14 protein-coding genes are annotated in these 14,148 nt (G+C 31.6%); 9 read left to right on the forward strand and 5 right to left on the reverse strand.

The annotated features are described in order from the left end of the window. Positions 1-218: 218 nt before the first annotated feature. From Q9968_RS01900 to Q9968_RS01935, 8 genes are all read left to right on the forward strand, one after another. A complete protein-coding gene (locus Q9968_RS01900) occupies positions 219-1,439 on the forward strand; it encodes an aspartate kinase (RefSeq protein WP_305512931.1) in 1,221 nt (406 codons plus the stop codon). Then, the gene (gene dapA / locus Q9968_RS01905; protein ID WP_305512933.1) at positions 1,436-2,329 is read left to right on the forward strand and encodes a 4-hydroxy-tetrahydrodipicolinate synthase; all 894 of its coding nucleotides are present in this window, start codon (positions 1,436-1,438) and stop codon (positions 2,327-2,329) included. Before Q9968_RS01900 ends, dapA begins: the two co-directional genes overlap by 4 nt. Positions 2,330-2,341: 12 nt before the next feature. After that, a complete protein-coding gene (dapB, locus tag Q9968_RS01910) occupies positions 2,342-3,163 on the forward strand; it encodes a 4-hydroxy-tetrahydrodipicolinate reductase (RefSeq protein WP_305512935.1) in 822 nt (273 codons plus the stop codon). A gap of 9 nt (positions 3,164-3,172) precedes the next feature. Beyond that, positions 3,173-4,222: an aspartate-semialdehyde dehydrogenase gene (gene asd / locus Q9968_RS01915; protein ID WP_305512937.1), complete on the forward strand. Its 1,050-nt coding sequence runs from the start codon at positions 3,173-3,175 to the stop codon at positions 4,220-4,222. 229 nt (positions 4,223-4,451) lie between these two features. Further along, on the forward strand, positions 4,452-5,609 hold the full coding sequence (locus tag Q9968_RS01920; RefSeq protein ID WP_305512939.1) for a hypothetical protein: 1,158 nt from the start codon (positions 4,452-4,454) through the stop codon (positions 5,607-5,609). A 360-nt stretch (positions 5,610-5,969) separates the two neighbouring features. Next, the gene (thsA, locus tag Q9968_RS01925) at positions 5,970-7,580 is read left to right on the forward strand and encodes a thermosome subunit alpha (protein WP_305512940.1); all 1,611 of its coding nucleotides are present in this window, start codon (positions 5,970-5,972) and stop codon (positions 7,578-7,580) included. A 150-nt stretch (positions 7,581-7,730) separates the two neighbouring features. Continuing rightward, positions 7,731-7,943 (forward strand): hypothetical protein, encoded by a 213-nt coding sequence (locus tag Q9968_RS01930; protein WP_305512941.1) that lies wholly within the window; start codon positions 7,731-7,733, stop codon positions 7,941-7,943. Positions 7,944-9,118: 1,175 nt separating this feature from the next. Continuing rightward, a complete protein-coding gene (locus Q9968_RS01935) occupies positions 9,119-9,334 on the forward strand; it encodes a transposase (RefSeq protein WP_305512958.1) in 216 nt (71 codons plus the stop codon). A gap of 120 nt (positions 9,335-9,454) precedes the next feature. Here the strand turns inward: Q9968_RS01935 and Q9968_RS01940 are convergent, their stop codons facing one another. Continuing rightward, positions 9,455-9,955, reverse strand: coding sequence for a ferritin (locus Q9968_RS01940; protein WP_305512942.1), 501 nt, complete (start codon positions 9,953-9,955; stop codon positions 9,455-9,457). Positions 9,956-10,016: 61 nt separating this feature from the next. On the opposite strand from Q9968_RS01940, the gene nudC reads away from it, so the two are divergent. Continuing rightward, complete coding sequence (nudC, locus tag Q9968_RS01945; protein WP_305512943.1) at positions 10,017-10,808, forward strand: NAD(+) diphosphatase; 792 nt, start codon at positions 10,017-10,019, stop codon at positions 10,806-10,808. Positions 10,809-11,036: 228 nt separating this feature from the next. Here nudC and Q9968_RS01950 read toward each other — a convergent pair whose 3' ends face one another. The 4 genes from Q9968_RS01950 to Q9968_RS01965 form a co-directional block, all read right to left on the reverse strand. Next, entirely contained in the window at positions 11,037-12,038 is a 1,002-nt protein-coding gene (locus tag Q9968_RS01950; protein ID WP_305512944.1) for a MalY/PatB family protein, read from the reverse strand. Continuing rightward, positions 12,025-12,543 carry a nitroreductase family protein gene (locus Q9968_RS01955; RefSeq protein WP_305512945.1) on the reverse strand — a complete coding sequence of 173 codons (519 nt, stop codon included), beginning with the start codon at positions 12,541-12,543 and terminating at the stop codon, positions 12,025-12,027. Before Q9968_RS01955 ends, Q9968_RS01950 begins: the two co-directional genes overlap by 14 nt. Positions 12,544-12,605: 62 nt before the next feature. Beyond that, entirely contained in the window at positions 12,606-13,379 is a 774-nt protein-coding gene (locus Q9968_RS01960; protein WP_305512947.1) for a hypothetical protein, read from the reverse strand. Between the two features lie 118 nt (positions 13,380-13,497). Then, on the reverse strand, positions 13,498-14,112 hold the full coding sequence (locus tag Q9968_RS01965; protein WP_305512949.1) for a flavodoxin family protein: 615 nt from the start codon (positions 14,110-14,112) through the stop codon (positions 13,498-13,500). Positions 14,113-14,148 lie beyond the last annotated feature (36 nt).

Below are 14,148 nucleotides of genomic sequence, written 5' to 3' on the forward strand. Positions count from 1 at the left end.
AAGACCCACACCTACAAGAAAATTCAACATGAACTACAGATTAAAATGAAAAATAAAAAAATAAACACAAAATACACACTCAAGACCTAACAAGTTGACAGTCCCATGTTTTAATTAAAGTTTATTAATATGATTAAATAGAAATAGAAATGTATATTTTATTTAATTGATAATCTAACAAAAATTCAATTAATATTTTTAAGAAATAGGTGAACTTAATGGATTTAGTAGTAGTAAAATTTGGTGGAACCTCGGTAGGTGATGGTTCTAGAATCAAAAAAGCGGCGCAATCAGTCGTGAATGAATATATGAAAGGTAACCAAGTAGTAGTTGTAGTTTCAGCTGTAAATAAGACTACTGATGACCTCATCGGATTATCTGATGAAGCTATTGGTAGAAGTTTAACGGATAAACAAAAGGCAGAAATTATGGCTATGGGTGAATTGACCAGTGCTAGGTTATTTTCAGCAACTATCGAATCTTTAGGTGTAAAGTCAGAATTTATTGATCCTTATAGTGAGTTATGGCCAATCAAAACTGATTCCAATTACTTAGAAGCAAAAATTGATTTTAATACAACTAATAAAATAACTGAAAGGATTATACAAATTGTCAATCAAGGAATTATTCCAGTTATTTGCGGATTTTTAGGACAAGGCCCTAATGGTGAAATCACAACTCTTGGAAGAGGGGGCAGTGATGTAACTGCATTTTTAATTGGGCATTGTTTAGATGCAAATGAAGTGATAATTGTAACTGATGTAGATGGTGTAATGTCAACTGATCCTAATAAAATAAAAGAGGCTGAACTATTAGATAAAATTTCAGTTGAAGAAATGAGAGACTTAGCCACTCATGGAGCTCAGGTTTTACATCCTCATGCATTAAAATATAAAGATCCATTAATAACTGCAAAAATTATAAATTTCGCTAATGGGGATTTGTCCTCTAAAGGCACACGTATTGTAGGTCCTTATGAAGGTGACATGATGAAATGTGTAACTAAGTACAAGAATCCTATTTCTCTTATAGCTATTGTCGGAGAGGCAATGGTAAAAACTACCGGTTTGCTAGCTCGTTTAACTGGAAGTCTAGCTGAGGAAGATATTAATATTTTCGGTATTTCAGCTGGTCAAAACTCAATTACCGCATTTGTGGATAAAGCTGATTCGAACAAGGCATATCATTTATTGCATAATGTAGTTCTTGAAACTGATGTGTTAAGTTCCCTATCTCTAGGAAGGGATACTGCAATGATTACATTTGTAAGTCCGGATATAATTGATACTCCAGGAATTATTTCAGATATTACAGAGCCACTTAGGAAAAATGATATCAACATTGTCGAGATTATTTCATCACAAACAGCTATTGTATTATTCGTTAACTGGGAAGATGGTGATAAAGCACGTGAATTAATTAATGAGGTTTTAGAATGAACTTTGAAGGAACATATGTTGCAATGGTAACTCCATTCACAGAAAATAAAGAAATTGATGAAGATGGATTCAGGTCAAATATTAACTATTTGATTGAGAAAGGAGTCTCAGGTTTAGTAGGTGCAGGCACTACTGGCGAATCTGCTACTGTAACCCATGAAGAACATCAAAAAATCATCGATATTTTAGTTGATGAAGTTGATGGCAGGGTTGATACTGTAGCAGGCACCGGAAGTAATGCAACTTCTGAGGCCATTTCTTTAACTAAATATGCTTATGATGCTGGAGCAGACTCTGCATTATTAATCACTCCATATTACAACAAACCACAACAGCATGCAATGATTGAACATTACAGAACTGTTGCTGAAGCAGCTGATATTTCAATTATTGCATATAATGTACCCTCCCGTACTGGAATTAATATGGATGTTGAAACTATTGTAGAATTGGCTAAAATTGATGGTGTTGACGCTGTTAAAGAAGCTAGTGGAAGTGTTGATAAAGTATCCGACATTTACAGATCACTTACTTTGGAAGGGCTTGAAGATGATTTCAATATTCTTTCAGGCGAGGATTCATTGACTTTGCCTCTCATGGCTGTAGGAGCAACTGGGGTAATTTCTGCTTCTGCTAATGTTGATGCTAGAAGAATGGTTTTAATGGTTGACAGTATCTTAAATGATGATTATACAAGAGCTATGGAACTTCACTATGAAATGCTTGAATTAATCAGAGCATTATTTATTGAAAGTAATCCGGTTCCTGTTAAAACCGCAATGAATATTATGGGATTGCCAGCGGGACCTTTAAGACAACCGTTAGGCGAAATGAAAGAAGAAAATGTTGAAATTCTTAAAAAAGCATTGAAAGACTCAGAATTAATTTAAGCAGGTAATAATATGATTAAAGTAGCCGTAACTGGAGCATCAGGAAGAATGGGCTCTGGAATTATTAAAAAAATCACAGAACAGGATGATATGGAAGTAGTTGCAGCTATTGAAATGCCTAACACTCCTCTTGCAGGAAAAGATGCTGGTCTTCAAGCTGGAATTGGGGAAATTGGTGTTGAAATTGTCGGTTCTGAAAAATTAGAAGAAACTTTAAAAGCAACAGACTCTGATGTATTGGTTGATTTCACTATTGCTCCTGCAGCAGTTGAAACTATTAAAATTGCAACTTCTTGTGGTGTTGGAATTGTTGTAGGCACTACTGGATTTAGTGAAGAGCAAATGCAATCAAACATTAATAATGTTAAAAAAAACAATGTTCCGGCAGTTATTTCTTCAAACATGTCTATTGGAGTCAATGTATTCTTCAATACTTTAAAGAAATTAGCTCCATTGTTATATGATTTCGATATTGAAATTATTGAAGCTCACCACAACCAGAAAAAGGACGCTCCATCCGGAACAGCTATGACTGCATTCGAAGTTATTGCTGAAGAATTAGGCAGGGACACTGAAGAAGTTGGAGTTTATGGAAGGCATGGTTTAGTTGGAAAAAGAACTCCTGAAGAAATTGGAGTTCATGCTATCCGTGGCGGAGATATTGTTGGTGATCATACTGTGATGTTTGTCGGTGATGGGGAGAGAATTGAACTCAAACATCAAGCACATTCAAGAGAAGTATTTATTGCTGGGGTAATTAAAGCTATTAGATACATTCCAAATGCTGAAACTGGTGTTGTTAGTAGCATGAATGATGTTATAGGATTAGACTAGGTGTTAAATATGGTTAATGTAGGAATACTTGGAGCAACTGGGATGGTAGGTCAAAGATTTATACAATTGCTTGAAAATCATCCAGATTTTGAAGTTACAGCTTTAGCAGCATCTTCTAGGTCTGCGGGTAAAAGATATGAGGATGCCACTACTTGGTATATGGATAATGAAATGCCCGAGTCTGTAAAAGACATAGAGGTCATTGAAACTAATCCTGAATCTATGGATGATGATGTGGATATTGTATTTTCATCTCTTCCAGCCGATTTTGCACTTACTGTTGAGAAGGAATTTGCAAAAGATTATGTTGTTGCAAGTAATGCCAGTGCACATAGAATGAATAAAAACATTCCATTAGTAATTCCTGAAGTCAATCCTGAATGTTTAGACATGATTGATGCTCAACAAAAGGAAAATGACTGGGATGGATTCATTGTAACTAATCCAAATTGTTCTACTATTGCTTTAGCTTTAACATTAAAACCTATTGTTGATAATTTCAATGTTAAATCGGTTAGAGTGTCAACTATGCAGGCTGTCTCTGGTGCAGGTTATAATGGTGTTCCATCAATGGCTATTGTTGATAATCTTGTTCCTTACATAGGAGGGGAAGAAGAAAAAATGGAAAGCGAATCACTTTATTTGCTTGGATCATATGATGGAAATGATGTAGTTAGAGCGGATTTCAAATTAAGCGCATCATGTCATAGGGTGCCGGTTATTGATGGTCATACTGAAGCGGTTTTCATCGACCTTGCTGATGAATTCGAAATTGATGATGTAAAGGACAACATGGCTAACTTTAAAGGTTTGCCTCAGGAACTTAATTTATTCTCAGCTCCTGAAAATCCAGTAATTGTCAAAGAGGAATCTGACAGGCCACAACCGAGAATGGATAGAAATGGTGGTGATGGCATGTCTGTTACTGTTGGTAGACTCAGAAAAGATGCAGCATTTGACAATAGCTTTAAATATATTTTGGTTGGACATAATACCATTCGCGGTGCAGCTGGAGCTTCTATTTTAAATGCAGAATTGATTAATGATAAAATACTTTAATTTTATCAATTATTTTATTCTATTTTTTTTAATATTTTCTAGTTTTTCTATCTGTTTTCTATCTGTTTTTAATTTCATTTTTCAATTAATTTAAGGGTTTAATTTAAATAGTATAAAATTAATACTTTATAACAAGGAATTATATTGTAAAATATATCATAATTTTCAATTTAATATTAAATTATTATTTGGAAATGAATATTGGGAAAAATTTAAACTAAGGGATAGAATGGAACTTGGAATTGATGATGAAAAAGATACTTTACAATCTTTAATTCGTTCTTGCCTACTTGAACTTAATTCACTAAAATTAGAGTTAACCGTGCTTGAAGTAGAAAAAGCCAATGACAACACTCCACAGCGAATTAAAGAACTTGAAAAAAATATCATAGATAAAGAAAAAGAAGTTTCTGTTATTAAATTTAAAGCTGAAGATGAAATTAATCTTTTGAAAAAGCAGATGGAAGAAAAAGATATTCTTATTAAAAATCAAGAAGATAGAATCTATGAATTGGATTATGTAAATAATTCTCTTGATGAAATTAAAGAGTATTTCGCAGAACAATTGCGTGATTATAAGAAAAAAGAATTAGCTGATGTTAATGAAAGATTAAATGAGTCTTATATAAGTAATGCAGAAAAAGATGCTCAAATTAACACTCTTTCAAGAACAATTGATGAATATAAAATTAAAATTCTTAAATTAGAAAATGATGTTGAAGCTCAAGCACAAATTTTAGAGCTTGAAAAGCAAATTGAGCTTAAAAATAATGAAATTCGTATTAAAGAAAGTGAAATTGCTCAAATTAATACTGAATTCGATATGTTAAAACAACAAACAATTCCTAGAGATGAATATATTTCCCTTCAAACTCAATTCACCTCTGAAATTAATGCGATGAACACTGAAATCGAAGATTTAAAACATGACTCTATCCCTAAAAAAGACTATGAAGATTTACAGTCTAAATTTAGTCATGAAATTAAATCTTTAGATGGTCAACTTGCGGAGTTACAGGAAAATTCTGTTCCTAAACAAGATTACATCAATCTTCAAGAAAGATTTGATAGTGAAATTGATGCTAGAAATAGTGAAATTAACTATTTAAAGGAAAGGTCTGTTTCTAAAGAGGATTATATTAATCTTCAAAATGAATTGCAAACTGAACTCAATGCTCGTGAAAGCGAACTTCGTTATTTAAAAGAACATTCTGTTTCACGTGAAGACTATATTAGGCTTCAAAGTGAGTTACAAAGAAAAGAAGATAAAATCGTAAGATTAGAAGAAATTAATAATTTCTTTAATGATTTGCAAGAGGAACAAGAAGCTTATGAAACTCAGGAAGCTACTCCTCCTTTCAGATTAGAGAAAAAACAGGGCAGATAACTTTGCCAAATTATTTTTTTCATTTTTCATATATTCATTATCTTCATGTATATTCTATTTTAATTCCTTACATATTTTTTAGATATTCTTTCATTTAATTAATCCTAATGCCAATTATTTGGCAGTTTCATATAATTTCAATTAGAATGCTCTTCGCTCAATTCAATATTTCAAGAGTCATTTTCATATGGATTTTCAATTCATCTTTTTCTTACTTTAATTTACTTTATATCGCAAAGTATTTATATAACCTTAAACTCATGTATTATGTAGAAAGGTTTTGTCAACACTATAACTTATTTTCTCATGTTGATGTTTAAACTGATCTAATTATTTATAAACTAAAAAAGGTGATTATTAATGGCACAAGGACAACCAATTTTTATTTTACCTGAAGGTACTAACAGGTCTGTCGGTAAAGATGCACAAAGAAATAACATTTTAGCTGGTAAAGTATTAGCTGAAACTGTAAGAACTACTTTAGGTCCAAAAGGAATGGACAAAATGTTAGTCGATGGACTTGGAGATATTGTTGTAACCAATGATGGTGTAACCATCTTGAAAGAAATGGATATTGAGCATCCTGCAGCAAAAATGCTTGTGGAAGTAGCAAAAACCCAAGAAGATGAAGTTGGGGATGGAACTACAACTGCAGTAATTATTGCTGGTGAATTATTAAAAAAATCTGAAGGATTACTTGATTCTGATATCCACCCAACAATCATAGCTATGGGATACAGAAAAGCCGCTGAAAAAGCACAAGAAATCTTAGATGAAATCGCAATCGATGAAGTAGATTCTGAAACCTTAATGAAAGTAGCTATGACTGCTATGACTGGTAAAGGAACTGAAGCAGCACGTGAACCATTAGCAAAATTAATCGTAGATGCTGTTGAAGCTGTAGCAGAAAACGGCGTAGTTGATGCTGATAACATCAAAATCGAGAAAAAAGATGGAGCTGTTGTTGAAGAATCTAACTTAGTTGAAGGTGTAATCGTAGATAAAGAAAGAGTACACCCAGGTATGCCATCTGAAATCAAAGATGCTAAAATCGCATTGGTTAACGCACCATTGGAAGTAAAAGAAACTGAAGTTGATGCTGAAATCAGAATTACTGATCCTGCTCAAATGCAAGCTTTCATTGAACAAGAAGAAAAAATGGTTAAAGATATGGTGGATAAAGTGGTTGATGCTGGTGCAAATGTATTATTTGCACAAAAAGGTATTGATGACTTAGCACAACACTACTTGTCTAAAGCTGGAGTATTGGCAGTAAGAAGAGTTAAAAAATCCGATATTGAAAAATTATCCAGAGCAACCGGTGCTAATGTTATTACTAACTTAGATGATTTGACTGCTGATGATTTAGGTATTGCTGGAACTGTTGAAGAAAGAAAAATATCCGGCGAAGAAATGATTTTCGTAGAAGAATGCTCAGGTGCAAAATCTGTAACTTTATTTGTAAGGGGAAGTACCAAACACATTGTAGATGAAATTGTAAGGGCAATTGAAGATGCAATTGGTGTAGTAGCAGCTACCATAGAGGATGATGAAGTTGTTGCTGGTGGAGGAGCTCCTGAAATTGCAATGGCTAAAAAACTCAAAGATTATGCGGAATCTATTTCCGGAAGAGAACAATTAGCAGTAAATGCATTTGCAGAAGCTTTAGAAATCGTACCTAAAACCTTAGCTGAAAACGCTGGTTTAGATAGTATTGACTCCTTAGTAGATTTAAGAGCGGCACAAGAAAAATCTTTCTACATGGGATTGGATGTATTCACAGGTAAAGTAGCAGACATGAAAGAAGCTGGTGTAATTGAACCTAAACGTGTTAAAAAACAAGCTATTCAATCTGCATCCGAATCTGCTGAAATGATTTTAAGAATCGATGATGTAATTGCATCCACAAAAGGCCCTGAAGATATGGGTATGGATCCTTCCGCTATGGGTGGAATGCCTCCAATGATGTAAATTTTTACATCTTTTTTTTCTTTTTTCAGGATGGGACATGATTCTCATTAATTTTTAAAATTTTTTTCGCTTATTTTTTTTCCTTTAATTTTATATACTATGAAGTACAATCTTTTATTATAAATATTAATATTTATGGTTGTTTTATTTATGGTTTTAAAAGATGATACTATTAATCAGACTATGTTGGTGCCTATGGACTTGAGTAATTTGATTCCTGAAGGTCATCCGTGTTATTTTATTAAAAGTCTGGTTGATCAAATTGATTGTTCCGAAGCTAACAAGGAGTTTCGTGATAAGCCTGGTGAACCTGCTTATCCTCGTGAAATATTGCTTAGGATTGATTTTAATGAGTGTTTTTGATGGTGAATTGTCTTCTCCTAATTGAGAGAAGAACAAGAACTGAATATTGCTTATATGTACTTTAGCAGGCATGCAAAAGCCAGTTTATAGGGACAATTTTATAAGATTCAAATTGGATTATACCTGATTTAATTGATGAAGCTTTTAAAACAACTTTTAAAGATTTGCAAAAGAAGGAAGATTTAATTAAAATCCACCATTTAATTTTTAGATGGAACTAAAGTAAAAGCAAAAACATCTTTAAAAAATAATAACCAATGAACAACAATTAAAAATAATCATGAAAAGAACACTTGGAAGAAAAGTATTATAAATTGGATCAAGAAGAAGATTTGGAATTGGGCGATGAATCTGGAAAAATTAGTATTCCTGAATCATATTAACAAACAAACAAAAATTCCAAGAAACAGTAAGAGAAAATCAATAAATCCTCTGAAAAAATGATGGAGACCAAAGATAAATTGAGAACTTCAAGTAAAAACCTCTTAAAACAATCCAGAAGAAAAATCCTGAAAAAAAATTTACAAAAAAGCTTGAAACACTCGAAGAAAAGCTTAAAGAATTCTGGAAAAAATGATGTAATTAAGTGTAAATGATCCAGATTCAAGATTTTTATGATTAATAAAAAAAAGGTAAAATGGGGAATTTGGATTACAATGGACAGATTGCTGTAGACTCACATAAAAGAATAATCCTAGCATCATACATAACAATACAATCCAACAGACCATTACGAACTTGTTCCATTAAATGGAACAAGTACAATCAAATTTAACAGAAATATAACGATGAAAATGCCTGTTAATTACCAAGTAAGTGCAGATAATGACTATTCAACAGATGAAAAACACAGAATATCTTGAAAAAACATGGACCTTGACGGTTACATATCCTCACGAAAACTCTCAAGAAAAGAAAAAAAATAGTATAATAATTGTCCGAAAAACCATTTTTCCAAAGATTAATTATCAACTATGATCACGAAATGATGACCTATATCTTCCCCCCCAATTGGTCAACCACTATAGAAAAAAAAGCGAATACCAATACAAAAACAAAACAAGAATCACACATTGGACCAAAGAATGCAAAAACTGCCCAGTACAAAAATATTACAGTAAAAACACAACAATACAGAATAATCACTGACTATGGAAAATATTTCAAAAATAAAAATGCAAAGAAAAATAGAAAACCACAAAAGCCCCACCAAAAAAAATCTACAAAAATACGCTCAAAAAAACAGCAGAAACTACCATTTGCAAAACATGAAACAAAACATAAACCTAACAAAATTCACAACAACAGGCTTAAAACAAGTAAATACAGAGTTTAAACTATACACAATAGGACACAACTTAAAAAAGAATATACAACGAAATAAACAATAGAAAACAACTGAAAAATAAAATTATTGCAAAAAAATTTTTAAAATAAAAAAAAATTCTATGAAAAATTAAAAAATTTCATGTCCCATCCTGGATTTAAAAAAAAAGTTGACTAGAAAAAATCTAGTCTTGAGAAGGTACTCTTTCACCTAATTCATTGTTTAACTGATACATTAATCTTTTATCACCATCAGCTAATTTAGCTTTAGCTAGTAATTCCATTGCATTTTCTTCTTCTTCAACTTGTTCTTCAACAAACCATTGTAAGAAGTTGTTAGTTGCATGGTCTTTTTCTTCAATAGCTAAGTTAACTAAATTATTAATTAAACCGGTTACCATTTGTTCATGTTTAAGCACATGTTCAAGTGATGCTAATGGAGAATCCCATTCGGTTTGAGGTCCTTCGATTGCAGTTAAGGTTACGGAAGCTCCCCTTCTTATAATGTAATCATAAAATTTCATTCCATGATCCAATTCTTCATTTGCTTGTACTCTCATCCAATTAGCAAAACCGGATAAGTCTTCATCTTCAAAATAAGCTGCCATGGATAAATATAAATATCCAGAGTAAATTTCAGCATTTAATTGAGCATTTAATGCTTTTTCCATATTTTCAGATACCATAATATCACCTATATAATATATGTACTTAATTTCATATAAAACCTACTACAAATTAAATATCATGATAGAAAAATCACTTTATGAAAATTACCAAATTGATTTTGATGAAACAATAACACCGGACAGTGAGGATTATTTATTTGTTTTTAATAAAAATAGGGAATTATACTTAGATGACGATAAAAAATTGCCAAAATCTCTAGATAACTTCGACATTAATTTTTGTTTATACATTGGCACCTATTGTGATAAAAAAGCATTTGCAGCCCATGTTGAAACAGAAGAGGAATATTGTAATTTGGCAGATGTATATGAGTTTAATCATGATTTATACCACATTGCATCAAGAGCTGTCCTTGTAAATGATTGGTACAACATTTTCCAATATTGCGGACATTGCGGTGCAAAAAACGTTATAGATGAAAAAGACATGATGATGAAATGTCTTGAATGTGGACAAGTTCACTATCCAAGAATTGCACCTGCCATAATTGTTGCAATCACTAAGGACGATAAATTGCTAATGGCAAGACACAGTTATCACAAAAATCACCCATACACAATAATTGCAGGTTTTGTTGAACCTGGAGAAAACCTTGAAGAAGCCGTTGAAAGGGAAATTGATGAGGAAGTTGGAATTAAAGTTAAAAATATTACTTATCAAAAAAGTCAATCCTGGCCATTTCCAAATTCTTTAATGATTGGATTTACAGCAGAATATGAATCTGGTGAACTGAAAATTGATGATGATGAATTGATTGAAGCTAAATGGCTTAGTAGAGATGAAATTAAAAATCATCCATCTGACATCAGTATTTCACATTGGTTAATTGATAATTTTATTAATGGTTAATTTTTAGTTTTGGCAAAAATACCTACTATGAGATTGAAGTTTTGAAATTTGGTTTAACAAAGAGACAAATATTATTTATTGAATGTTTTATAAGTAATTATTCCTGATTTTAATTTATATAGTCCTTGGAGCAGTAAATCCTTAGGACAAGCAATATTCATCCTTAAAAGTTTTTACCATTACCGTCAAATTCATGACCTGGAGATAAGAATAATCCTTGATTTTCTCTTAAAATTCACATAATACTTTTGAGTGAACATTAAGCTTAGAACAATCAAGCCATAATAAATAAGTCGCATCACATTGAACTAATTTAATTATAGGCAATTCATTAGTTAAAAATTCATCAACTATTTGTTTATTTTCATATAATACCTCCCTAAGCTCTTCAAACCAGTCTTCAGAATCGTTATAGGCAGCAATGACAGCAGTTGTAGCAAATACATTGCAGGAATCAGAATTATCCAGATGTATTCCTGTTTTAATCTTATTCAATAACTCTAAATTTTGAGTTTGAACGATTGAACTTTGAAAACCTGCAATATTAAATGATTTTGAAGGCGATAAGCACCTGATAACATTATCAGCTGATCTGAATGGATTGTATTTAACATCAGGATTAGTTAAATCACAATGAATTTCATCAGATATTAAAGTAACATCATGTTTTAGACATAAGTCTTCAATTTTATCTAAATCCTCTCTAGACCAAATTTTACCAACTGGATTGTGGGGATTACAAAGTATCATCACATTAACTCTTGATAATTTCTCATCTAAATCCTCGAAATCGATTTTATATCCTCCATTCTCATATACCAGCTCATTATCTAAGACCTTACGATGATTATCTTCAATAAAATAGGAAAATACATGGTAAACTGGTGATTGAATTAATATTTCTTCACCAATTTCTGTTAAACATTTAATCATTGCAGATATTGATGACATTACACCTGTAGAATATGCCATTTCCTCTTTTGACATTTTAAAATCATATCGTCTTTCCCACCAGTTAATATAAGCTTCAAATAGCTCATCTGGAATAAAAGTATATCCGTATATTGGATGAGATGCTCTCTTTACAATAGCTTCCTGGATTTTAGGAGCCACTTTAAAATCCATATCTGCTACCCCCATTGGAAGATCATCATCAAAAAAATCCCATTTAACGGAATTGGTGTTTTTTCTATCTACAACCGTTGTAAAATCATATTTAGTATTTTTCATAGTGAATCTTTCTCTCGTCAAATTTATCCATGAACCTGTTTTGCCAACCATCGGCTGGATAACCTAATGTGATTATGCAGAACGGTTTAGTTTCAGAAATATCCTCAATTCCAATTATTTTACCAATTTCAACCATTCGCTCTTCATCAGGTGCAACTCCATTCCAAAGTCCACCTAAACCAAGATTTACTGCTTCAAGCAACATATTCTCAGCTGCAGCCCCCATATCTTGTTGCCATACTGTTTTATAAAATGCTCTTTCAATATTTGCTACAAGAACAATTGCAACTGGCGCATTTGTAACACGTGGTTTAATTTCACCAATTTTAGCTAGAGTTTCCTTATTTTTTACAACAACAAATTCCCATGGTTCAGCACCTAATCTTGATCCTGGCGCTTGCATTCCTGCTTTTAATATTTTAAGAATCTTTTCATTTTCAACATCCATATCTTTATATTCACGAATGCTTCTTCTTGTATTTAGTATTTCCTCAAAATCAGACATGATTAAAAATAATAATTTCATCATATATAAAATTAGTTTAAGTGTGAAAAATGTTTTCACACTTATTCAATAGATGTTTCACTTAATCTAAATTCAATATCATTCTCCATGCAGTACTCTTTGACATGTGTGACAATATCTTCAATATCCTCATCATCATATTCATTTTTGAAATAATAAGCAATTGGTTGGGAGTTAGTATAAACAGTAATTATCAAATACTCATTACCATGAACATGAACATTTAATGTATTATATGTTTGAATATCATGAATGATATCGTTTTTAGCTTTTTTAATTGGAGTTTCATTTCCAATTGTTTTAATCTCGGTATTTTTATAGATATTTTGTAGTTTAATGATTTTACCTTGGTCGGTTAAAACATCACTTTCAGGTTCAATTTCGGATAATTTATCTTTGAATAGTTTTGCATTGTGTAATTTTTCTTGAATGTCAACTAAATCTTGTTGCAGGTGTTTTTCTTCTTCAATTAATGAATTAATAAATGCTTCTGAACCATTATTGAATTCTTCATACATTTCAAGTACCTCTCTTGGTGAAAGCAGAGAATAATTTTTGAAAAACTCTTTAGTATGTGGTTTAACACGAAGACTTAATGGTTTTAAGTTTGCTTTTTTGGATTTCTGGTCAAAAATTTCTTCTGCAAAATCACTACCTTTTTTGTGCAAATATTCCATTTTTCTAGAAAACATTTTTTCAAATTCTTCACGAGACATATCATCAGGGAAGTTTATTTCAAATGCTCCGGGAGTATATGATCCCCCGAAATTTTCATTTCCCCATACAAATTTTTTAGTTCTTTTTTGGTTTGCCATAGTATCACTCTATTTATTTGTATTACAAAATATGTTTTTGTATACAATAATGTATTTTAAAGAACTAGTATATAAATGTACTCATTTTTGAAAAATGTATACGTAAAAATTTTATGGATCATTTGCTCAATTGAGCACCAATCTCAAAAGCTTTTTCTAAATCCTTAGGAAATTGTAAAACCCATTGTTTTTCTTTAAGTTCCTGCGAAAAACCATTCATATTAAATTTTGAATAATCACTAACCTGAATCGTATCGCAAACAGGATAAGTTACTATCTCCCCATTTAAAAATGAGAATAAAAACTCAGTATTCGTTAAACTATCCTTCATGGATTGCTCGTGAAAGTCTAACGGAGCGTTCATCGTGTAGAATATCCCTACATTAACATTGCCTGCAAAATAACTTGATCCATCATCATATGACATGATACAAAAAATTAATCTCTCAACTAATGCTCTAAACTCACTTGTAGGTTGACCAAAGTAAATTGGCGAACCTATCAATAAGGCATCAGCATCAAATATTTTATCAATTAATGGAGTCAAATCATCTCTCCAATAACATTTACATTTGGTTTTCTCTTTTAGTTTACAAGCAAGGCAACTTCTACATCCCTTAAAAACTAAATCATATAAATTTATATATTCTGTTTCAGCTCCAACAGATTCAGCATCTTTTTGAGCTGATTGCATTATTTCAGCAGTATTCCATTTTTTTTCTAGGACTAGCATTAACTACAATTGTTTTCAAACAACTCACCACCATTA

The sequence above is a fragment of the Methanobrevibacter sp. V14 genome (assembly GCF_963082475.1).
Taxonomy (GTDB): domain Archaea; phylum Methanobacteriota; class Methanobacteria; order Methanobacteriales; family Methanobacteriaceae; genus Methanocatella.

Coding starts and splice junctions, on each gene's coding strand:
- Q9968_RS01900 (WP_305512931.1), top strand. CDS start 219: ATGGATTTAGTAGTAGTAAAATTTGGTGGAACCTCGGTAGGTGATGGT.
- dapA (WP_305512933.1), top strand. CDS start 1,436: ATGAACTTTGAAGGAACATATGTTGCAATGGTAACTCCATTCACAGAA.
- dapB (WP_305512935.1), top strand. CDS start 2,342: ATGATTAAAGTAGCCGTAACTGGAGCATCAGGAAGAATGGGCTCTGGA.
- asd (WP_305512937.1), top strand. CDS start 3,173: ATGGTTAATGTAGGAATACTTGGAGCAACTGGGATGGTAGGTCAAAGA.
- Q9968_RS01920 (WP_305512939.1), top strand. CDS start 4,452: ATGGAACTTGGAATTGATGATGAAAAAGATACTTTACAATCTTTAATT.
- thsA (WP_305512940.1), top strand. CDS start 5,970: ATGGCACAAGGACAACCAATTTTTATTTTACCTGAAGGTACTAACAGG.
- Q9968_RS01930 (WP_305512941.1), top strand. CDS start 7,731: ATGGTTTTAAAAGATGATACTATTAATCAGACTATGTTGGTGCCTATG.
- Q9968_RS01935 (WP_305512958.1), top strand. CDS start 9,119: ATGCAAAGAAAAATAGAAAACCACAAAAGCCCCACCAAAAAAAATCTA.
- Q9968_RS01940 (WP_305512942.1), bottom strand. CDS start 9,955: ATGGTATCTGAAAATATGGAAAAAGCATTAAATGCTCAATTAAATGCT.
- nudC (WP_305512943.1), top strand. CDS start 10,017: ATGATAGAAAAATCACTTTATGAAAATTACCAAATTGATTTTGATGAA.
- Q9968_RS01950 (WP_305512944.1), bottom strand. CDS start 12,038: ATGAAAAATACTAAATATGATTTTACAACGGTTGTAGATAGAAAAAAC.
- Q9968_RS01955 (WP_305512945.1), bottom strand. CDS start 12,543: ATGTCTGATTTTGAGGAAATACTAAATACAAGAAGAAGCATTCGTGAA.
- Q9968_RS01960 (WP_305512947.1), bottom strand. CDS start 13,379: ATGGCAAACCAAAAAAGAACTAAAAAATTTGTATGGGGAAATGAAAAT.
- Q9968_RS01965 (WP_305512949.1), bottom strand. CDS start 14,112: ATGCTAGTCCTAGAAAAAAAATGGAATACTGCTGAAATAATGCAATCA.